The organism is Bacillus aerolatus, from assembly GCF_009183655.1.
In the GTDB taxonomy this organism is placed as follows: Bacteria; Bacillota; Bacilli; order Bacillales; family Domibacillaceae; genus Pseudobacillus; species Pseudobacillus aerolatus.
Genome location: NZ_WEIO01000001.1, coordinates 247,429 through 267,754, shown reverse-complemented (window position 1 = coordinate 267,754; position 20,326 = coordinate 247,429). Strand labels below are relative to the sequence as shown.

General features: G+C 45.2%; 16 protein-coding genes and 1 pseudogene. 3 read left to right on the top strand and 14 right to left on the bottom strand.

Annotated features, from left to right (window positions below; genetic code table 11):
- Window positions 1-91 precede the first annotated feature (91 nt).
- The 3 genes from meaB to F9802_RS01390 are packed head-to-tail and all read right to left on the bottom strand — an operon-like array spanning window position 92 to window position 5,329.
- Entirely contained in the window at window positions 92-1,207 is a 1,116-nt protein-coding gene (gene meaB, locus F9802_RS01400; RefSeq protein WP_152149357.1) for a methylmalonyl Co-A mutase-associated GTPase MeaB, read from the bottom strand.
- Window positions 1,207-3,399 carry a methylmalonyl-CoA mutase gene (scpA, locus tag F9802_RS01395; RefSeq protein WP_152149356.1) on the bottom strand — a complete coding sequence of 731 codons (2,193 nt, stop codon included), beginning with the start codon at window positions 3,397-3,399 and terminating at the stop codon, window positions 1,207-1,209. Before scpA ends, meaB begins: the two co-directional genes overlap by 1 nt.
- The gene (locus F9802_RS01390; protein WP_152149355.1) at window positions 3,392-5,329 is read right to left on the bottom strand and encodes a methylmalonyl-CoA mutase family protein; all 1,938 of its coding nucleotides are present in this window, start codon (window positions 5,327-5,329) and stop codon (window positions 3,392-3,394) included. Before F9802_RS01390 ends, scpA begins: the two co-directional genes overlap by 8 nt.
- A 232-nt stretch (window positions 5,330-5,561) precedes the next feature.
- Here F9802_RS01390 and F9802_RS01385 point away from each other — a divergent pair, with 232 nt between their 5' ends.
- Together F9802_RS01385 and F9802_RS01380 are read left to right on the top strand one after the other, a co-directional pair.
- Window positions 5,562-6,422, top strand: coding sequence for a DUF1002 domain-containing protein (locus tag F9802_RS01385; RefSeq protein ID WP_152149354.1), 861 nt, complete (start codon window positions 5,562-5,564; stop codon window positions 6,420-6,422).
- 247 nt (window positions 6,423-6,669) lie between these two features.
- Window positions 6,670-7,017 (top strand): annotated as a pseudogene (locus F9802_RS01380) (zinc ribbon domain-containing protein); the annotation flags it as partial.
- Window positions 7,018-7,412: 395 nt separating this feature from the next.
- Here the strand turns inward: F9802_RS01380 and F9802_RS01375 are convergent.
- The 7 genes from F9802_RS01375 to F9802_RS01345 form a co-directional block, all read right to left on the bottom strand.
- Window positions 7,413-8,702, bottom strand: a complete 1,290-nt coding sequence (locus F9802_RS01375; RefSeq protein ID WP_152149353.1) for a dihydrolipoamide acetyltransferase family protein — start codon at window positions 8,700-8,702, stop codon at window positions 7,413-7,415.
- A 28-nt stretch (window positions 8,703-8,730) separates the two neighbouring features.
- The gene (locus tag F9802_RS01370; protein ID WP_152149352.1) at window positions 8,731-9,714 is read right to left on the bottom strand and encodes an alpha-ketoacid dehydrogenase subunit beta; all 984 of its coding nucleotides are present in this window, start codon (window positions 9,712-9,714) and stop codon (window positions 8,731-8,733) included.
- Window positions 9,715-9,728: 14 nt separating this feature from the next.
- A complete protein-coding gene (locus tag F9802_RS01365; protein ID WP_152149351.1) occupies window positions 9,729-10,727 on the bottom strand; it encodes a thiamine pyrophosphate-dependent dehydrogenase E1 component subunit alpha in 999 nt (332 codons plus the stop codon).
- 26 nt (window positions 10,728-10,753) lie between these two features.
- A complete protein-coding gene (lpdA, locus tag F9802_RS01360) occupies window positions 10,754-12,178 on the bottom strand; it encodes a dihydrolipoyl dehydrogenase (protein ID WP_152149350.1) in 1,425 nt (474 codons plus the stop codon).
- Window positions 12,179-12,217: 39 nt separating this feature from the next.
- Window positions 12,218-12,655: a hypothetical protein gene (locus tag F9802_RS01355; RefSeq protein ID WP_152149349.1), complete on the bottom strand. Its 438-nt coding sequence runs from the start codon at window positions 12,653-12,655 to the stop codon at window positions 12,218-12,220.
- A gap of 54 nt (window positions 12,656-12,709) precedes the next feature.
- The gene (gene bcd, locus F9802_RS01350; protein ID WP_152149348.1) at window positions 12,710-13,807 is read right to left on the bottom strand and encodes a branched-chain amino acid dehydrogenase; all 1,098 of its coding nucleotides are present in this window, start codon (window positions 13,805-13,807) and stop codon (window positions 12,710-12,712) included.
- A 149-nt stretch (window positions 13,808-13,956) separates the two neighbouring features.
- The gene (locus F9802_RS01345; RefSeq protein WP_152149347.1) at window positions 13,957-16,017 is read right to left on the bottom strand and encodes a sigma-54 interaction domain-containing protein; all 2,061 of its coding nucleotides are present in this window, start codon (window positions 16,015-16,017) and stop codon (window positions 13,957-13,959) included.
- Between the two features lie 130 nt (window positions 16,018-16,147).
- Here F9802_RS01345 and F9802_RS01340 point away from each other — a divergent pair, with 130 nt between their 5' ends.
- Window positions 16,148-16,384 carry a DUF2627 domain-containing protein gene (locus F9802_RS01340; protein ID WP_152149346.1) on the top strand — a complete coding sequence of 79 codons (237 nt, stop codon included), beginning with the start codon at window positions 16,148-16,150 and terminating at the stop codon, window positions 16,382-16,384.
- A gap of 54 nt (window positions 16,385-16,438) precedes the next feature.
- Here the strand turns inward: F9802_RS01340 and F9802_RS01335 are convergent, their stop codons facing one another.
- The 4 genes from F9802_RS01335 to F9802_RS01320 form a co-directional block, all read right to left on the bottom strand.
- Window positions 16,439-17,173, bottom strand: coding sequence for a glycerophosphodiester phosphodiesterase (locus F9802_RS01335; protein WP_152149345.1), 735 nt, complete (start codon window positions 17,171-17,173; stop codon window positions 16,439-16,441).
- 127 nt (window positions 17,174-17,300) lie between these two features.
- On the bottom strand, window positions 17,301-18,089 hold the full coding sequence (gene spo0A / locus F9802_RS01330) for a sporulation transcription factor Spo0A (RefSeq protein ID WP_152149344.1): 789 nt from the start codon (window positions 18,087-18,089) through the stop codon (window positions 17,301-17,303).
- 192 nt (window positions 18,090-18,281) lie between these two features.
- Complete coding sequence (spoIVB, locus tag F9802_RS01325; RefSeq protein ID WP_404799135.1) at window positions 18,282-19,466, bottom strand: SpoIVB peptidase; 1,185 nt, start codon at window positions 19,464-19,466, stop codon at window positions 18,282-18,284.
- Window positions 19,467-19,632: 166 nt separating this feature from the next.
- Entirely contained in the window at window positions 19,633-20,322 is a 690-nt protein-coding gene (locus tag F9802_RS01320) for an MgtC/SapB family protein (protein WP_152149343.1), read from the bottom strand.
- Window positions 20,323-20,326 lie beyond the last annotated feature (4 nt).

Genomic DNA, 20,326 nt, shown 5'->3' with positions numbered 1-20,326 from the left:
GGGAACATGAATAAGGCAACTAGATCTATACCCCTAAACTCCCTAGCTTGAGGCTGGTGCTCCATGAGCGCCAGCCGCTTTTTTATTTCATTTATTCACCGGAGTGATAAACATGAGTAAATAAATCTTCGGCCGCCTGTGCCGGCGTTATTTCCCCTGACATTGCCATTTGTTCCATATGAGACAAATGGCTTCTTACATACGTATGCTCATAAAAGTTCGCTTTCAGCTGTTCCATAATGAGTGTATGCAGCCACTCTTTCGTTTGCAGACGGCGGCGTTCTTCAAACATGCCGCTGTCTTTCATTTTCTTCTCAAACTCTTGAATCATATCCCACAGCTCACGGATCCCTTCCCTATTAATAGCAGAACACGTAAAAGCCTTTGATTCCCAGCCTTCCGTCGCCGGCTGCAGCATATGAAGCATTTGATTAAACTCCTGCTTTGTTTTTTCGGCAAGCCGTTTATTGTCGCCATCCGCTTTATTGACGACAATCGCATCCGCCAGCTCCATAATTCCTTTTTTCATCCCTTGCAGTTCGTCGCCTGCGCCTGTCAGCATAATAAGCAGGAAGAAATCAACCATACTGCGGACAATAAATTCACTTTGGCCGACGCCGACTGTTTCAACAAGAATCACATCAAAGCCGGCCGCTTCGCATAAAAGCATCGTTTCCCTCGTTTTCCTATGTACGCCTCCGAGTGTGCCACTTGAAGGAGACGGCCGGATAAAGGCGTTCGGGTGTTTCGCTAACAATTCCATACGCGTTTTGTCGCCGAGAATGCTGCCGCCGGAAATTGATGAGCTTGGATCAATCGCTAACACGGCTGTTTTCAAACCGCTTTCACACAACATATGGCCAAACGCTTCAATAAATGTGCTTTTTCCGGCTCCGGGCACGCCTGTGATGCCGATGCGAATCGACTTGCCGGTACGGGGCAGGAGCTGCTGCAGCAGCTCCTGCCCGTATTTATAATGGCTTCGTGAATTGCTTTCAATAAAGGTGATTGCTTTAGCCAAGTCTTTCCGTTCTCCTGCGGCCACTTTTTCGGCCAGCGCATTTACATCAGGCAAGTTCTCTGCTTTTTTTTGAAACCGTTTCTTTTTCGAGGAAGCGAACCCATCATGAGAAGAAGCTACACCTTTCATAACGTGAAGAGCAGACTCGCTGCTTTCCTCGTTGTTTGGATGCTCGTTTTTATTCATTATTCATCCACTTCCTCGTAACCGAGCTTGCGGTATATTTCTTCGAGAATTTTTTGGGCAGAAACAGGGATGACTGTCCCCGGCCCGAAAATAGCCGCCGCTCCATTGGCACGGAGAAACTCGTAGTCTTGAGCTGGAATGACACCGCCGATAAAAACGATGATATCTTCACGGCCAAGCTTTTTCAATTCGGCAATCAAGGCCGGCAAAAGCGTTTTGTGGCCGGCAGCAAGCGAACTGACGCCAATGGCATGAACATCATTTTCAACCGCCTGCAAAGCGGTTTCTTCCGGCGTTTGGAACAAAGGGCCGATATCGACATCAAAGCCTAAATCCGCATAAGCAGTTGCAACGACTTTGGCTCCGCGGTCATGGCCGTCCTGCCCCATTTTTGCGACAAGCAAACGCGGCCGGCGCCCTTCTTGTTCGTTAAATTCATCTGTCATCTGCTTCACTTCAGCTATTTGGCCTTCATCAGAGAAATGAGAACTGTACACACCGCTCACAGACCGGATCACCGCTTTATGCCTTCCGCTTACATCTTCAATCGCATCGGAAATTTCCCCCAGCGTCGCCCGTACTCTTGCTGCATTGACCGCGAGTTCTAATAAATTCCCTTCTCCTGTTTCAGCTGCTTTAGTGATCTCTTTCAGCGCTTCCCTCACCTTCGCCTGATCCCGCGAATCTTTCACCCGCTGCAGGCGCTCAATTTGCTTCAGCCGTACCGCTGTATTATCAATATCAAGAATATCAATCGGGTCTTCTTCCGCAAGGCGATAGCGGTTGACACCAATGATCGTTTCTTTTCCGGAATCAATTTGCGCCTGACGTCTCGCTGCCGCTTCTTCAATCCGCATCTTCGGAAGTCCGGTTTCAATTGCTTTCGTCATGCCACCGAGTTCTTCTACTTCTTCGATATGCTGCCATGCTCTTTCCATCAGTTCATTTGTTAGTGCTTCCACGTAATAAGAGCCAGCCCAAGGGTCGATGACGTTCGTGATCCCTGTTTCTTCCTGCAAATACAGCTGCGTATTACGGGCAATGCGGGCAGAGAAATCAGTCGGCAGTGCAATCGCTTCATCCAGCGCATTCGTATGCAGCGATTGCGTATGGCCCATTGCCGCCGCATGTGCTTCTATGAGCGTGCGTGTCACATTGTTGAATGGATCCTGCTCTGTCAAGCTCCAGCCAGACGTCTGCGAATGTGTTCGCAGCGCCATTGATTTTGTGTTTTTCGGTTCGAACGGCTTTATCAACTGCGCCCACATCCGGCGGGCCGCCCGCATTTTCGCGACTTCCATAAAATAATTCATGCCGATCGCCCAGAAAAATGAGAGCCGCGGTGCAAACGAATCAATATCGATGTCTGCTTTTAACCCTGTCCGCACGTACTCCAGCCCATCCGCCAGCGTATACGCAAGCTCTATATCCGCAGGCGCTCCCGCTTCCTGCATATGGTAACCGGAAATACTGATGCTGTTAAATTTCGGCATATGTTTGGACGTGTATTTAAAAATATCGGCGATGATCCGCATTGAGACGTCCGGCGGATAAATATACGTGTTGCGGACCATATATTCTTTTAAAATATCATTTTGGATCGTTCCCGAAAGCTTTTCCTGCGGCACACCCTGTTCTTCTGCAGTCGCGATATAAAACGCCAGCACGGGCAGCACTGCGCCATTCATCGTCATGGATACGGACATTTGGTCCAGTGGAATGCCACCGAACAAAATTTTCGTATCTTCCACTGAATCGATCGCCACGCCTGCTTTTCCTACATCGCCTACAACACGTGGATGATCAGAATCATAGCCGCGGTGAGTCGGCAAGTCAAACGCGACAGATAATCCTTTTTGCCCCATTGCCAAGTTACGGCGGTAAAAGGCATTGCTTTCCTCCGCTGTTGAAAAGCCGGCATACTGGCGGACTGTCCACGGACGGTTCACATACATCGTCGGGTAAGGGCCTCTCGTAAAAGGTGCCACACCAGGCAAATCGTTTAAATGGTAAAAACCCTCGATATCTTGTTTCGTGTAAAGAAGCTGCAGCGATATTTGTTCATTCGTTTCAAAAGACAGCTCTTCGTATGATTGTTTCACTTCTCTTTCCAATGCCGCTTTCCACTCTGTCAGAGACGAGTTATTTAACTTGTCGGCTGGGGCGAACTGTTTAAAATCCGGTTTACTCATGTGTCGTCTCTCCTTCCCAAAGTTCAAGCAAAGCTGATAATTTCTCTAATATGTTCTGCCCCGCATGGACGTATCCGTCCAGACCTGATTTTTTCCATTCCACTTCCGCTTCAGCAGGTAGTCTGCCTGCAAGGTCCACTTGCACCGCTGCTCCCGTTTGCTTAATTGTCTCTATGAGCTGCGGATCGAATGTTTCATACGCTTCATCTTTTCCGCAAATACAGTAATAAGCGAGGCCGCTTTCCTTTACAAATTGAACGGCTTCTTCGGCCGATTGGCACTCTCCGCTCGACTTAACAGAAATCCCGCCTGTTGAGAGTACCCCGGTCACGAAATCAGCCCGCGGTTTAAACTCTTTTAGCTTGCCTAGGCAAATAAGGCCCGCTTCTAAAGTGTTTCCAGAAGATTGAATTCTTTCCGCTCTCTCTCTCAGCCTTTCAAATGGCTCAGCCAGCCTTTGCGCTTTCACAGGAATGATTGCACTACCGCTGTCTTTTACATGAAGCTCAGCGAGTGTCGTTTGATCATTGACTTTCTTTGCTATCTCTTTAAATGAAGAAACTGTATTTTCTGCCAGCAGCACTTCCGGTTTCGGTTTTCCGCTGGGCACTTGTTCGCTAAGGTCAGCATAGATGTTCGTGCCTATCATTGATTTTGTGCGTACAGCAAGATCTTTATTTCTCTTTTCTAAAACAGCAGCCAGCTCTTCTTGAAGAGTGCCGGCTTGAAGTATGGAAAGAATTCCGCCCGCTTCCTCAATCGTTAAAAAATGCTCCCATGCCGTTTTGCTCAGCTCCGCAGTTAATGTTTCGATATAATAAGAGCCTCCCGCCGGATCGACGACTTTTCCAAGGTGGGATTCATTTTTCAGGATAAGCGGAATGTTTTTGGCAATCCGCTCGCCTAGAGGAGTTGACTGTCCGTTCACTTTGTCAAACGGAGTTACTTGTAAAAATCCCACTCCGCCAACGAGTGCAGAAAACGCTTCACTGCCTGTGCGCAAAATGTTGACGTGGCGATCAAGCTTCGACAAAGTGAAAGCAGATGTTTCTGCTCCTACCATTACTTTTACCGCGTCCCCGGTTATACTATATGCATCACATAAGGCTGTCCAGGCTTTGCGGAACGCACGCAGCTTAGCTGTTTCCATAAAAAACTGCGAACCGATGGCAAAGTGAAAGTGAATGTTTTCAGCCGTTTCCTCAGGGGACCAACCTTTTTCCTTCAGCCGCTCGAACCAAAATACCGCTTCAGCTAAAGCGATAGAAATTTCTTGAAACGCATTCGCTCCTGCCTCATGATAAGGAACGGTATCGATGCGAATTGTCTTCAGTTCAGGAAACGCCTCTTTTAACTCTTCTATCGCTTCTATTTGTAGAGCGAGCGCTTGCTCACCCGGGATAAGTCCTTTTTTTGCATACAGGGACAAGAGATCCGTTCCCGCTGCTCCGCTCGTCTTGCCTGCTTCTCCTTTCAGTAAAAAGGAAGCAATCGCAAGAAAATGTTCTTTCGTGTTTATGTATAGTGGCTGCTCATTGACAGGCAGTCCGGAAAACTCAGCAAGTGTCATGTTAGGCACTTCTTCCACAGCAAACGACACCGCGTTCTGGCCCTCTTGTAAAGCCACAGATAATTTTTCTTTTAAGCGGGTGGGGGTATCTGCTAACAAGGAATGAGCGTTTTTCCAAGGTCTTTGTATATAACCGCCTTTAAAAAAACCTCTCGTGTAAGCGGGTTCCCCCGGATATTGCTCGGCTCTCGCCGCCTCCGCTTCTTCTGGACTGTATAAAGGTTTTATTGATATATTTTCATAAGTGGTCGTATAAAGCGCTTCCAACGGCTTTCCTTTTAAAGAAGCTTCCGCTGTCTTTTGCCACTCCTCCATCGTTACCTCAGGAAACTGCTGGCTTTTCATTTCTTGAATTCCCATGTAATCTCCTCCTTCGTCTACAATTGATTTATTTCTTAAAACAATTCTAAATTTTTTACCTACTATTATTTTATCTGAACCTTTTGCTGCAATCAATGAAGACGTGACAAAAAGAGGAAATGCCACTCGCTTTTTCACGCTTCCATAAAGCCCATTCGTGAAAAAAACTTTGTAACATGCTATGCTAACCTTACCTTCTCATTTGAAGGAAACTGAATTAGGGGAGAACACAATGAAAAAAATCTTCGCATGGCTGGGAGTATTATTTTTAAGCTTTGCCACGATTGCGCAGGCAGACAGCGCAGTCGGCGATGTAATCGTTACTCTCGGCGAAAACTTATCACCCGCTCAAAAAGAGCAAATTCTGAATGAGATGGACGTTCCAAAAGATGTGACCACCGTCACCGTATCTAATGCAGAAGAACATAAATATTTAGGTGAATATATCCCGAAAGCCCAAATTGGTTCAAAAGCGATTTCATCAAGTAAAATTACAATGAAAGAAAAAGGCTACGGCATTAATGTCCAGACAAACAATATTTCCTGGGTCTCTAAAGAAATGTATACGAATGCTTTGTCGACTGCTGGTGTAAAAGATGCGGATATTTACATTACCGCTCCATTTGAAGTATCAGGCACAGCTGCACTTACCGGATTAATTAAAGCGTATGAAACATCCACCGGGGAAAAAATTCCCGAAGAACAAAAACAAGTAGCTAACGAAGAAATGGTCACAACTGCTAAGCTTGGCGATGAAATCGGCGAAAAGCAGGCGACTGAATTAATTCAGCGCGTGAAAGAAGAAGTAGCGAAAGAAAACCCGCAAACACTTCAAGACATCAAAGTGATTATTAACAATGTGTCCAATGAATTAAATATTCAACTGACACAGGACCAAATCGACCAGCTTTCAGCTTTGTTCGATAAAATGAAAAACTTGAACATTAACTGGGATCAAGTGAACAGTCAAATTGACAAAGCAAAAGAAAAGTGGAACGACTTTAAAAACTCTGAAGAAGGAAAAAGCATTTTGCAGTCGATTCTCGACTTTTTGCAAGCAATCGTTGATTGGATCGCCGGCCTATTCAAGTAAAGCTCAGCAAGCAAGCTGCCGGGATAACCCGGCGGCTCAGACTGTAGACAAACTCGATGAAAATCGAGTTTGTCTACAGTCTTTTTATTTCGCTTGTGGATGGGGTCTGTTGATTTCTATTCCAGGCGCTTCGCTTTCCGCGGGGCGGGCGGTGAGCCTCCTCGTCGCAAAAGCTCCTGCGGGGTCTCACCTGTCCCGCTGATCCCGCAGGAGTCTTCGCGCCTTCCACTCCAATCAACAGGGTTTACAAATTGTCAAAAAACACGACATCATAGGCATAGAGGATTTGCAAGTGTCGAATATGCTGAAAAACCGCTGCCTGTCCAAAGCGATTAGTGAAGCAAGCTGGTCAGAATTCCGTAACATGCTTGAGGTGATCGTGGTATCCAAAGCGTTCGCAAGCAGCCAGCTTTGTTCCGCTTGCAGTCATCAGCACAAAGAAGTAAAAAGCCTCGCACTGCGCCAATGGAACTGCCCTTCTTGCGGTACACACCATGACAGGGATATAAACGCAGCCATCAATCTTAAAAAGGAAGCACTAAGAATGTTAAAGTTAGATGCATTGTCGGAGGCGTCAGCCGCTTGTACGACCTAACCGCAGGAACTGCGGGGATCGCCTGCTTAATAACTGGTGGATACACTGGTGTTCGCAGGAAAAAGAATCCCCCACTTCAAACAACTCGAAAGAGTGTTAATTGGCGGGAGGGTTCAATAATCTATGCTGTTAATAAATGGAGTTTGGCAGAAGTAAAGCGTTACTTTTCCTGACTCATGTATGACAATTAATGACTCACATACGTTTTTTCTGAATGGCAAGTCTCTTTTACTGAATTGCACTCTTTTTCCCGAGTGAACCGGCTTTTCCCTAAACTAGACATAAGAATTTCTGAACCAAGGATTGTTTTTCCTGACTCGTCAATCTTTTTTCCTGAAAACAGACTATAAAAAGCAGCTTATCCACATCAGAATGGATAAGCCGCTTTTTTCAGTTTAATAAACAGACGTGTCGTCCGAAATATTCTCTAAAATTTCCTTGACGCGCTGCAAGAAACGGCCGCAAACGAGCCCGTCCAGCACACGGTGATCCAGTGACAAACAAAGGTTCACGATATCGCGGACGGCAATCATGCCGTTATTCATGACAACCGGACGCTTCACAATCGATTCAACTTGTAAAATCGCTGCCTGCGGATAATTAATAATGCCCATCGACTGAACCGATCCGAATGAACCGGTGTTATTCACTGTGAATGTGCCGCCTTGCATATCTTCCGCTTTCAGTGTTCCTGACCGCACTTTGCCGGCCAGCTCATGAATGTCTCTCGCAATTCCTTTAATTGTTTTTTCATCTGCTCGTTTAATGACAGGCACGAATAGCGCATCTTCTGTCGCTACAGCAATCGAAAGATTAATATCTTTCTTTTGGATAATCGCGTCTCCCGCCCACATAGAGTTCATTTGCGGGAACTCTTTCAGCGCCTGCGCGACAGCTTTCACGAAAAAGGCAAAGTACGTTAAGTTAAAGCCTTCACGCTGCTTAAATTCTTGTTTCAGTGCATCGCGGCGAGTCACGAGATTCGTCACGTCCACTTCCGTCATCGTCCAGGCGTGCGGCACTTCATGTTTCGAGCGGACCATGTTCGCGGCAATCGCTTTTCTGACGCCGCTGACCGGAATGCTGATATCTCCCGGCATTGGAGCGGCAGCCGGTTTAGATGGCGCTTGCGGTGCCGTTTTTTCCGGGGCCGCAGATGCTGGCTGCGATTCTGCTTGTAAAGCAGGCTTCTGTGTTGGTTGAGACGTCGGAATCTCACCAGATTCAACGATTTTCATAATATCTTTACGTGTGATTCGTCCGCCTTTTCCGGAGCCGCTAACTTGTGTTAAATCAATGTTATGCTCTTGCGAGAGTTTTAACACAGCCGGTGAATATCGGGCTTTGTTTTCTGTCCCTGCTTCCGCCGTTTCTGTTCGTGCAGGTGCCGCTGAGCTTTCGCTTTGACTAGGTGCTTCTACCGTTGCTTCTGTATCAGCTGCGCCTTCCACATCCATTAAACACATGACAGCCCCGACTTCCAATGTATCTCCTTCAGCGGCTGTCAGCTCTTTAATGGTGCCGGTAAAAGAAGAAGGCACTTCTGCATTCACTTTATCAGTCATCACTTCAGCGATCGGATCATATTTGTTGACGTGATCTCCTGCTTTGACAAGCCACTTGCTAATCGTTCCTTCGGTGACGCTTTCCCCGAGCTGGGGCATCGTTACTTTTTCTACTGCCACAAAAAATCCTCCTCTCTAGCCGGCTATCTTAAAACTCAGCCAGTTCACGCATCGCTTTTTCGACTTTATCCGGGTTGACCATAAAGAATTTTTCCATCGTTGGCGAATAAGGCATCGCCGGCACGTCTGGCCCGGCCAGCCGCTTAATGGGCGCATCCAACTCAAACAGGCAGTTTTCAGCAATGACTGCTGACACTTCGCTCATAATGCTGCCTTCTTTATTGTCTTCAGTTAACAAAAGTACTTTCCCTGTTTTCTTTGCCGCTTCACAAATTGCTTCTTTATCAAGCGGATAGACGGTGCGCAAATCAAGAATTTCTGTTTCAATGCCATCTTTCGCCAGCTTTTCTGCTGCCTGCATCGCAAAGTGAACACATAGTCCGTATGTAATAACGGTAATATCGTCTCCTTTACGTTTTACTTCTGCCTGGCCGATTGGCAGCACGTAATCATCCGCCGGCACTTCTCCTTTAATTAACCGGTACGCCCGCTTATGTTCAAAAAACAAGACCGGGTCTTCATCACGGATCGCTGCTTTCAACAGTCCTTTCGCATCATATGGCGTGGAAGGCATGACAATTTTCAAGCCCGGCTGATTCGCAAAAATCGCTTCCACTGACTGCGAGTGATATAACGCTCCGTGCACTCCTCCGCCATAAGGCGCCCGAATCACCATCGGACAGCTCCAATCGTTATTTGAACGGTAGCGAATACGGGCGGCTTCGGAAATAATCTGGTTGACAGCTGGCATAATAAAATCAGCAAACTGCATTTCAGCAATCGGCCTCATTCCGTACATGGCAGCTCCAATGCCCACCCCGGCAATGGCTGACTCCGCAAGCGGCGTATCCATGACGCGGTCTTCGCCAAACTGTTCATACAAGCCTTGCGTCGCTTTAAAGACGCCGCCTTTTTTCCCAACGTCTTCTCCGAGAACAAACACTTTCGGATCCCGTTCCATTTCTTCGCGCATCGCCATTGTGATGGCATCTATATAAGAAATAACTGGCATCGCTTTCTCCCCCCTTATTGCTTCTCTGCGTATACGTATGTCAAGGCATCTTCCGGTTTTGAGTAAGGTGCATGTTCAGCGTATTCTGTCGCTTCATTTACTTTTTTCATGATGCGGTCATTAATTTCTTTTTCGAGCGCCTCATCCATCACGCCTGTTTCTTTTAAGTAAGCGCAGAACGTAATGATCGGATCGTTCGTTTTCGCTTGTTGTACTTCATCAGGCGAGCGGTAGCTGCGGTCATCATCATCAGACGAGTGAGCGGTTAAACGGTACGTAATAGTTTCAATTAAGGATGGTCCTTCTCCCCGTCTGGCACGGTCCGCTGCTTCTTTTACATATTTGTATACTTCAATTGGGTCGTTGCCGTCGATTGTGAAACCTGGCATGCCGTACCCTTGCGCCCGGTCTGCCACATTTTCGCAGGCCAGCTGCTTTTCCACTGGAACTGAAATCGCATATTTATTGTTTTCACACATGAAAATAACAGGCAGTTTATGAACCCCGGCAAAGTTTGCTCCTTCATGGAAGTCTCCCTGGTTGGACGATCCTTCTCCGAACGTGACAAATGTGACCAAATCTTCTTGTGCCATTCTTCCCGCAAGCGCAATCCCGACAGCATGTGGCACTTGCGTGGTCACTGGAGAAGATCCTGTGACAATCCGGTTTTTCTTTTGTCCGAAATGGCCGGGCATTTGCCGGCCGCCGGAGTTCGGATCTTCCGCTTTCGCAAAGCCGGAAAGCATAATGTCTGTTGCAGTCATACCGAATGTAAGCACGACGCCCATATCTCTGTAATAAGGCAATACATAATCTTTCTTTTTATCGAGGGCAAAAGCCGCTCCCACTTGTGCCGCTTCCTGTCCCTGGCAGGAAATAACGAATGGAATTTTCCCCGAACGGTTCAACAGCCACATCCGCTCATCCAACCGGCGGGCAAGCAGCATCATTTCATACATTTCCAGTACCGTTTCATCACTTAAACCTATGCTTGTGTGGCGATTTTCAACCATATGAATTCCCCCTCTTCTTTCTATCATTACAAATGAATCGCTTTCCCGTCCACTGCAAGAGCCGCTTCCCCGATGGCTTCACTGAGTGTCGGATGCGGATGAATTGTATGGCTCACTTCCCACGCCGCTGCATCAAGTACACGGGCAAGACCCGCTTCTGAAATCATGTCAGTAACGTGCGGACCAATCATATGAACGCCAAGCAAATCATCTGTCTTTTTATCCGCTATCATTTTGACGAAGCCGTCACTTTCTCCGTAAACAAGCGCTTTGCCAATGGCACGGAAGGAAAATTTGCCTGTTTTCACATCGTATCCTTGTTCTCTTGCCTCTTTTTCTGTTAACCCGACACTTGCTGCTTCCGGACTGGAATAAATGCATTTGGAGACCGTCGTATAATCAATTGGATCCGCTTCTTCCCCGGCCAAATGATTGACAGCGGTAATTCCTTCATGAGAAGCCACATGAGCGAGCTGCAAGCCGCCAATCACATCCCCAATCGCATATATATGAGATTCTTTCGTCTGGTAAAACTCGTTGACTTTAACGAAGCCTTCTTCAATTTCAATGTCGGTGTTTTCAATTCCAATCCCTTCCACATTCGCCTGTCGGCCAACAGAAACGAGCAATTTTTCTGCTGAAAACGTTTTTTGGTCTTCATTAACTTTTGCTTGGACCGCAACGGAGCCATTGTTTCTTTCCATTGTTTCCGCGAGTACTTTCGCATTGGTGACAATGTCCACTCCGCGTTTTTTCAACAGGCGTTCCATTTCTTTGGAAATTTCTTCGTCTTCCGTCGGAACAATCCGGCCAGCGTATTCAAGAACGGTCACTTTTGCGCCAAAATCGGCCAACATGGATGCCCACTCGATTCCAATGACACCACCGCCGATAATAATGACTGATTCAGGAACATTTTCAAGTTCTAATGCATCATCAGAAGATAAAACAACTTCCCCGTCAAAATCAAGTCCCGGCAAAGAGCGCGGCCGAGAACCAGTCGCAACAATAACGTTTTTAGGAATTAGCATCGGATTGTCTGTGCCATCGTTCATTTCGACAGACACCGTCCCTGGCATCGGAGAAAAAATCGATGGACCTAAAATGCGTCCCAGTCCTTCATATACATCAATTTTTCCTTTTTTCATTAACCCTTTAACACCTGTATAAAGCGTGTCTACAATGGTTTGCTTTCGTTGTTGTACTTTGCCGAAATTCAAAGCCACCTCTCCTGTTGTTACGCCAAACTCTTCACTGTTTTTAGCGATTTTAAACACTTCCGCACTTCTTAATAACGCCTTAGAAGGAATGCATCCTTTATGAAGACACGTACCGCCGAGCTTGTTTTTTTCTACAATTGCTATTTTTAAACCGAGCTGTGATGCGCGGATAGCGGCGACATATCCGCCCGTACCTCCGCCGAGAATAACTAAATCATATTCCTCAGCCACTTTTTCTCCTCCTCTTTTCCTTGCTGCATATTCATTGTATTATTGATCATTCATTAACATGAAAAGTGCTTGTTCCGCTAAATAAAGCAAGTAGGGATCTCCCGGGTAAATGGGTTGCTCACTGCCCGTAATTGACAGACTCCCCGGTACCGCGAAACAAGCCTGGATGTTTAGACGCCTGGAAATATACCTCGCCATGTCCATGCCGCATACAATTGCCTCTTCTCCTGTTTCCTTTTCTACCCGTCCGGCTGTCTCTTTTTCCGAAAATCCCGGCACGCAAACAGCCTGCAATTTCGAAATGTTTATTCCTTCTTCATCAAGTGAAGCCAGCAGATTTGTACACATATGTGGCAGCGGCTGTTCTCCGACTAGGAGGTTTTGGTCAAATACCTCTATTTTGTTATCGAACACACCCGCTCTTACCTCTTCTCCGGATACATACATAACGAGCATGCGGAATGCTTTCGCTCGCAAGGCCGCACCTCCGCTTCATGAAAAGATTAATTTACCTCGCTTTGTTTTCTGTTATTATTTGCGTCTTGATAAAATATGATGGCCATTTAACAAAAACTGGCTTCTCGCTTTGCTCATTTTCTGAATTCTTTCTTCCACCATGCGGTCTGCTGCTTTATAAGTAGGAATGCTGTCGCGTTTGGAAATGTCGATCGTCTTTTCAATACTGTTGTAAATCAATTCCACCTTCTTCATCGCACGCTCACGATTATAGCCGTTCAGCTCATCTGCCACATTGATGACTCCACCGGCGTTGATAACATAATCGGGTGCATAAACAATGCCGCGTTCATGCAGTTCATCGCCATGCCTGTCTTCTTTCAGCTGATTGTTCGCTGAGCCGGCGATCACTTTTACTTTTAGTTGCGGGATGGTCGTCGAGTTGATCACTGCTCCTAGTGCACACGGGGCAAAAATATCCGCCTCTACTCCGTAAATTTCATCTGTATTGACGGCCGTTGCCCCAAAGTCATCTACCGCCCGCTTGACTGCTTCCTTATTAATATCTGTGACGATCAATTTCGCGCCAGCTTCATGTAAATGGCGGCATAAATGGTAAGCTACGTTCCCTACACCTTGAACAGAAACGGTCAATCCTTCCAAAGAATCCGTATCAAATGCTTCTTTAGCTGCTGCTTTCATGCCTACAAAACAGCCGTAAGCCGTAACCGGAGACGGATTGCCTGAAGAACCGAATGCCGGAGAAATGCCTGTAACATAATCGGTTTCATCATGAATGATATCCATATCTTCCACAGTCGTGCCAACATCTTCCGCTGTAATATAGCGGCCGTTTAACCCCTGGATAAATCGGCCAAAAGCCCGGAACATTTCTTCATTTTTATCTTTGCGGGGATCTCCAATAATGACCGCTTTTCCGCCGCCGAGATTTAATCCTGCAGCGGCATTTTTGTAAGTCATTCCTCTCGCCAGGCGAAGGGCATCTTCTATTGCCGCATCTTCGGAATCATACGTCCACATTCTCGTGCCGCCAAGCGCTGGACCGAGTGTTGTATCATGAATCGCGATAATAGCTTTTAAACCGGACGCTTCATCTTGGCAAAACACTAATTGTTCATAATCATATGTTTTCATATATTTAAAAATTTCCATTGTGAATCCCCCTCGTTGTCAATAGTCAATAGTATGTGTTCTCTTTTATCATTGCAATTACTATGCCAAAGAAAATAAATTGAAAACGCTTTATTTTCCAATTTCCTATCTGCAGAATTTTGCGCACTATGCATTTTTTTGCACGCATTTTAGTGCAAATTGTATTTTTCCAACTTATAATATAAATTTCGAATGGAAATTTGCAAAGCTTTAGCCGCCATCGTTTTATTGCCATTCGCTTTAGCCAATGCAAATTGAATCACTTCTTTTTCATAAAGGTCCATCATCTCTTGAAGTGGCTTTTCTGCTGCTTCTTTAGAATTCGACTGTCCATCCGCTGGATTCTCATTATCTTGTCGTCGTTTTCCCAAAAACGGCAAAGCAGCGGCATCGATTAGCTTGTCAGTATAGTTGAGAAAAATCATTGCTCTTCCCAACACATTTTCTAGTTCCCGCACGTTTCCCGGCCAAGAGTAATTCATCAGCTTCTGCATCGCTTCAGGAGTAAGGCCTTCCACATTTCTTCCGTAGTCTTGGTTAATTTTGGCGATCAACCGGTCACATAAAAGCGAAATATCCGCTTTTCTTCTACGAAGTGGGGGAATATGTATAGGCATGCGGTTTAAGCGGTAATATAAATCTTCACGAAACTCACCTTCTGCCATCGCTTTTTCCAAGTTAACGTTTGTAGCCGCAACAATGCGAACATTAACCGTTATCGATTTTGTTCCACCGACTCGAACAATTTCTTGCTCCTGCAGCACCCGCAACAGCTTCGCCTGCACATTAGCACTTAATTCGCCAATTTCATCGAGGAAAATACTGCCATTGTGTGCTTCTTCGAACAGCCCTCTTTTGCCGCCGCGCCGGGCGCCGGAAAAAGCCCCATCTTCATAGCCAAAAAGCTCGCTTTCTAATAAGGATTCTGTCAGAGCTGCACAATTAACACGGATAAATTTATTATAGCGGCGGCCGCTGGCATTGTGGATAGCATGGGCAAACAATTCTTTTCCTGTCCCCGATTCACCTCTTAACAGCACGGTGGCGGGTGTATTCGCTCCTACTTTCGCTTGTTCAACAGCTATTTTCATTTCTTCAGAGCGGCCAATGATTTCTTCAAATGTATACTTTGCCTCAAGCGTGCGGATGATCTGCCTTGCCCGGTCAAGCTGTTTCGTTAACGTCTGAATTTCTGTCAGGTCGTGAATGACCCCGACACTGCCTTTTAGGTCGTCATCAACAATAATAGGCGCCACATTGACGACTACTTCTTTTTTCTTCGGACCGACATACATTTTTACTCCGCGCACCGGTTTTTTCTTATCCAGCACTTGCAAATGCACACTTTCACCTTCAGAAATATCGATCGAGGCTGGTTGGCCAATCACTTCTTTTTCACTTAAGCCGGTCAGTCTCGTGTAAGCCGGGTTAATGAGCAGCCCCCTTCCTTTTTCATCCACTACGGAAATCGCATCATCGCTCGAGAAAATGATGGCTTCCAGCATCGTTTGAATTTCTTTTAAATTTGTTATTTCTTCCGCTAGATTAACGACTTCGGTAATATCTTTAAAAACGGAAAAAGCACCAATTACCTCACCTTCTTCTGTAATCATCGGAAAACGGGATGTGATGATTTTTGCATCGGCGGATAGACTATGCTCCCGGTTAAATTCGGCCTGCTTCTTTTGCAGCACCTCCGGCAGGCGGCTGCTTGGGATAATTTCTTTAATAGATTGTCCGATCGCTTCTTTTTTATTGATACCTGATATGCGTTCAGCGCTTTGATTGAATAAAATAACTTTCTCTGTTTCGTCAATGACAATCATGCCTTCATCGATCGATTCGAAAATGACATCGTATTGATAAGATTGATTTCGAAGCTTTAGAATCAGTTCTTCTTTTTGCTTTAGAAGGTGTGCCAGCAAGCGGGCCACGCTTCCGGGGATAACGACAGCCTTCGGAGCATGCTTCCGAATTTCTCCAAACAACCATGTATTATCTGTGACTTCGATAATAACATCCGGCCGTTCTTCCATAAAGCTGCGCCAATTATTCCCCGTGCGGATGCCGAGCTGCCGGGCTAGGCGGAGGGCCGGAGCGCCTTCATTTACATCGACTACAGCCATCACTTTCATCATTTGGCTGTTCTCCAATATTTTCAATACCGAAAGACCGCCTTGCCCGCCGCCAATGATTAATGCTGTTTGCATAGGTCCCCCCCCTATTTCTATTAGTATGCAAGTTTTTGCATACTAATATTGTATACCCATACATCTTACTTGACAAATTTTACAGGTAGGATATGCTTTTTTTGAGAGTAAGAATTGAAGGAGTAATAGAATGATCCGAATGTTAGCGTTACTAGTATTAGTCATTCCCGGCTTTTTGGCAGGGCTGGGCATAAAGTTAATGAGAGATATGCTATTTGGTATATTGCAGCCTCCTTTTCCATTCCTTTGGCTGCAATTTCTTGTTGGTTTGTTTTTATTTATCGGGGGACTTGGATTTGTTGCCGGCTTTATTTTTCGGCGTGATCGTAAAAACAATAAAGTGCAAGATAAATTCAAAAACAGATAAAAAGCTCCTTGTGCGCTTCTGCCGTTTGGCAGACCTGCACAAGGAGCTTTTTCTTTAAAAATCAAGTATACTGTCCCGAATAGATAAAGCTGTTCTCGGATCATCTGTAACGATGGCTGAGCACCCTTCTTCAATGAGCCACTTCATTTGCTTTTCCTTATTCACCGTATAAGGCCGGATTTGAATGCCATGCTCGACAGCCGAGCGGATAATTTCACTTTTGACTGTGCGAATGTGCGGGTGAATCGCTCCCGCCCGGATCGCTTCCGCATATTTCCACGGCATATAAAGATGGGATGAATAGAGGGCAGCCGTCTCTAAATCAGGTGCGAGCTGATATGCATAAGTTAAGGAATAATGATTAAAAGAAGAAATAATGACACGGCTTTCATAGTTAAATTGACGAATGAGCCGAATAACCTTTTCTTCCATACCAACGTAAGGAAATTCATTATTCTTCAACTCAATGTTACAAATGATTTCATTTTCTCTCATCCATTCGAATACATCTTCAAGCAGTGGAATGCCTGTGTCCCGAGTGAGTGTCGAAAACTTATACTTTGCTTCGAGCTGAGCTAACTCTTTCCACTCCCAGTCTTTCACAAAGCCGCGGCCGTTTGTTGTCCGATCCAGCTTTTCGTCATGGATGACAGCGAGGCGCCCATCTTTTGTTAGCTGAACATCCAGTTCAATGCCGTCTGCTCCTGCCTCTTCTGCTGCTCGAAAGGCAGCCATCGTGTTTTCGGGGGCTATTGCAGAAAAGCCGCGATGAGCAAAGATAGCGGTCATAGAAACACATCCTTTTTTCATACCCGCGGCTGTGGGCAAAAGTTTAGCAAGCAGGCAACTGTATTTGATAGCGCTTCCTTTTTCGTTTATTGCTGTTGAGCTATTAAGAATCCGGATTTTTTCCCTTTCAAGAAGCTTTATGCTCAAGGCGCAGTTTATCAGCCACCATCGCGATGAATTCACTGTTCGTCGGCTTTGCTTTCGTCATGGAAACTGTATAGCCAAATAAGCTGGATATCGAGTCGATATTGCCACGGCTCCACGCTACTTCAATCGCGTGACGAATGGCCCGTTCAACGCGGCTCGCAGTCGTATTGTATTTTTTGGCAATATCCGGATACAAAACTTTTGTAATGGACCCGAGCAATTCAATGTCGTTGTACACCATAGAAATGGCTTCACGCAAATACATGTATCCTTTAATATGAGCAGGAACGCCAATTTCATGGATGATGCTTGTAATATTGGCATCAAGGTTGATTGTTTTTTTAGCCGGCTGTTTCATTAGACCTTGCGAAGAGCATTGCATGAGGGAGCTTTCATTGCCGCTCACTTGGCGAATATGGCTGAAGAGACTTTCAATATCAAACGGTTTCAACATAAAATAAGATGCACCAAGCTCCACTGCTTTTTTCGTCACATCTTCTTGACCAAAAGCTGTAAGCATAATGACATTTGGCACCGGATTAAGATCAAGCTCTCTCATTTTCTCGAGCACAGCCAATCCATCTACGTGCGGCATAATAATATCCAAAATCAACACATCCGGCTTAGCATCAGGCAACATTTGTAAACAGTCCTGTCCATTGCTCGCTTTTCCTGTAACTTCCATGTCTTCTTGTGAAGAAATATATTCCTCCAGCATTTTAACAAGGTCGCGATTATCATCTACAATGGCTACTTTTATTTTAGTCATTTTTAATTTCCTCCTCGTCCTTCCACTCTCGTGTAACTGTATGTTTATTCTAATAGTTTTTTCGACAAAGGGAAATGATTTCCTTTAAATTTTAATAATATATATTTTTTTCGTTGATTTTCTCTTATTTTCGACGAATTTCTTCCATTTATAAATGGAAAAAACAAGCGGATTTCTCCGCTTGCTGCTTGTTCAACCCGCTTGACTCTCTTTAGATTCAGTTAACGGAATGCCCGCTTCGTTGAGCATCCATTCGATATGAACTCCATATCCTGAAGTCGGATCATTAACGAACACATGTGTGACAGCTCCAATTACTTTTCCGTTTTGAATAATTGGGCTGCCGCTCATTCCCTGGACAATCCCTCCTGTTTTGTCGAGCAGCTTTTTATCCGTTACTTTTAAAACCATTCCCTTTGTCGCCGGATATTTTTGAGGAATCGTGCTGACAATTTCAATATCGTACCATTCCACTTTTTCTTGATTGACGACTGTCAATATTTTAGCGGGCCCTTCTTTCACTTCATGCGATAAAGCGACCGGATAAGCTTTATTTATCACTCCATTGGACAGCGGTTTGTTTAAACGGCCGAATATACCATAAGGGCTGTTTCTCGAGATATCGCCGAGCTGTTTTTGTCCGGTTGAGAATCGGGCCAGCTTTTCTCCCGGATTTCCGTGACGGCCTTTTTCGATTGATGTAACCGTAGACTTTACAATTTCCCCATCTTGAACAATAATCGGTTTTTTCGTGTCTGCATCAGAAATGACGTGGCCAAGTGCTCCATATTTTTTTGATTCAGGTTCAAAAAAAGTAAGCGTCCCGATTCCGGATGCAGAATCACGTATATATAAACCAAGTTTATATGACTGTTCATTCTCATCCTTTAGCGGCTGCAGCTTCGTATGAATCACTTTTTTATTTCTGCGGACCGTCACATTCAGTGGTTCAGCTTCTTGTCCGGCTTGTTGAACAAATGCACCGATTTCCTGCATTTGTTCAATCTTCTTACCGTTAATTTCGGTGATCATATCCCCAACTCGAATGCCTGCCTTCTCACCCGGCGACTGCTTGCCGTCAGCTGTTTCGACGAGATGATGGCCAACAACGAGTACACCGAGCGTGTTCAGCTTAATGCCGATCGACTGGCCGCCTGGAATGATCCGGACGTCACGGACATCTGTCGCTTTTTCAGGTTTAGCTGAAAAACCTGCCAGCTGCAGAAGCTTGTCTTTTTCATCAAGTGTGCTGCCTGTTGCAGCTGTTATTTTTTCCTTTTCAATATCGCTCATGCTTGCGGCATGAACATGGTTTGTAAAAGAGCCGATCATTAAACATAATATAAAAGAAACAAGGAGAATTCCACCAGTGGTTATGTTGAATAGTTGTTTGTTCAAACCGTTCACTCTCCTCGCTTCTAATCGAGCCTGAACTGCTGGCTGTACTATTTACTTTTTCCTTGAAGCCCGTCATTTATTACGTAAAAAGCTGCCCTTAGTTGGATGTGAATGACAAAAAAACAGCCTGTATTATTCAGGCTGTTCAAAGTGCTTCCATTTCAACGCTGACGACATGCTGTATTTGCTTTAATTGATAATAAACGTCGGTTGAGTATAATTTCTCATTAACTAAAACCATTAAATCCATTTGTTGGAAAGTCCCCTCTTTTACATCTTTAATTCGGACCTTATGGGCTTTCATGCCTTTATGTTTCATTTGTTTCAAAATATCTGTCATTTTTTCTTCATTATCCACAATAATCCTTACCTTCAATTGTTTTTCGGTTAAAGATTTCGGACCGATCCATTTAAATATAATTGGAAAAATTTCTACACTTATGATCATCAGGCATGTAGCAATGATTGCTTCCATCCAGAACCCCGCTCCGCAGGCAATTCCGATAGCTCCTGCTCCCCATACAATGGCGGCTGTTGTCAGGCCTGAGATAATATCATTGTTTCTCCTTAAAATGACGCCAGCTCCTAAAAAACCGATTCCTGAAACAATTTGTGCAGCAAGTCTCAGCGGATCCATTGGTTTTTCATAAGGAATAGCAAAATGGTCAGCCGCATCGATGGACACATCGGTCAACAAACAACTCGTAATTCCAATGACGACACATGTTTTTAAACCGATTGGCTTTTTCTTAATTTCTCTTTCCAAGCCGATGACGATTGATAAAATGGTGGCAATGCCAAGATTAAAAATAAAATCACTTATTTGTACGAACATAGCT

What these genes read in the sequence shown, in the direction of transcription:
- F9802_RS01340 (WP_152149346.1), top strand. Translation starts at nt 16,148, where the DNA reads ATGATCCGAATGTTAGCGTTACTAGTATTAGTCATTCCCGGCTTTTTG.
- F9802_RS01320 (WP_152149343.1), bottom strand. Translation starts at nt 20,322, where the DNA reads ATGTTCGTACAAATAAGTGATTTTATTTTTAATCTTGGCATTGCCACC.
- F9802_RS01385 (WP_152149354.1), top strand. Translation starts at nt 5,562, where the DNA reads ATGAAAAAAATCTTCGCATGGCTGGGAGTATTATTTTTAAGCTTTGCC.
- spo0A (WP_152149344.1), bottom strand. Translation starts at nt 18,089, where the DNA reads ATGACTAAAATAAAAGTAGCCATTGTAGATGATAATCGCGACCTTGTT.
- F9802_RS01390 (WP_152149355.1), bottom strand. Translation starts at nt 5,329, where the DNA reads ATGGGAATTCAAGAAATGAAAAGCCAGCAGTTTCCTGAGGTAACGATG.
- F9802_RS01335 (WP_152149345.1), bottom strand. Translation starts at nt 17,173, where the DNA reads ATGACCGCTATCTTTGCTCATCGCGGCTTTTCTGCAATAGCCCCCGAA.
- F9802_RS01345 (WP_152149347.1), bottom strand. Translation starts at nt 16,017, where the DNA reads ATGCAAACAGCATTAATCATTGGCGGCGGGCAAGGCGGTCTTTCGGTA.
- scpA (WP_152149356.1), bottom strand. Translation starts at nt 3,399, where the DNA reads ATGAGTAAACCGGATTTTAAACAGTTCGCCCCAGCCGACAAGTTAAAT.
- F9802_RS01370 (WP_152149352.1), bottom strand. Translation starts at nt 9,714, where the DNA reads ATGCCAGTTATTTCTTATATAGATGCCATCACAATGGCGATGCGCGAA.
- F9802_RS01365 (WP_152149351.1), bottom strand. Translation starts at nt 10,727, where the DNA reads ATGGTTGAAAATCGCCACACAAGCATAGGTTTAAGTGATGAAACGGTA.
- bcd (WP_152149348.1), bottom strand. Translation starts at nt 13,807, where the DNA reads ATGGAAATTTTTAAATATATGAAAACATATGATTATGAACAATTAGTG.
- meaB (WP_152149357.1), bottom strand. Translation starts at nt 1,207, where the DNA reads ATGAATAAAAACGAGCATCCAAACAACGAGGAAAGCAGCGAGTCTGCT.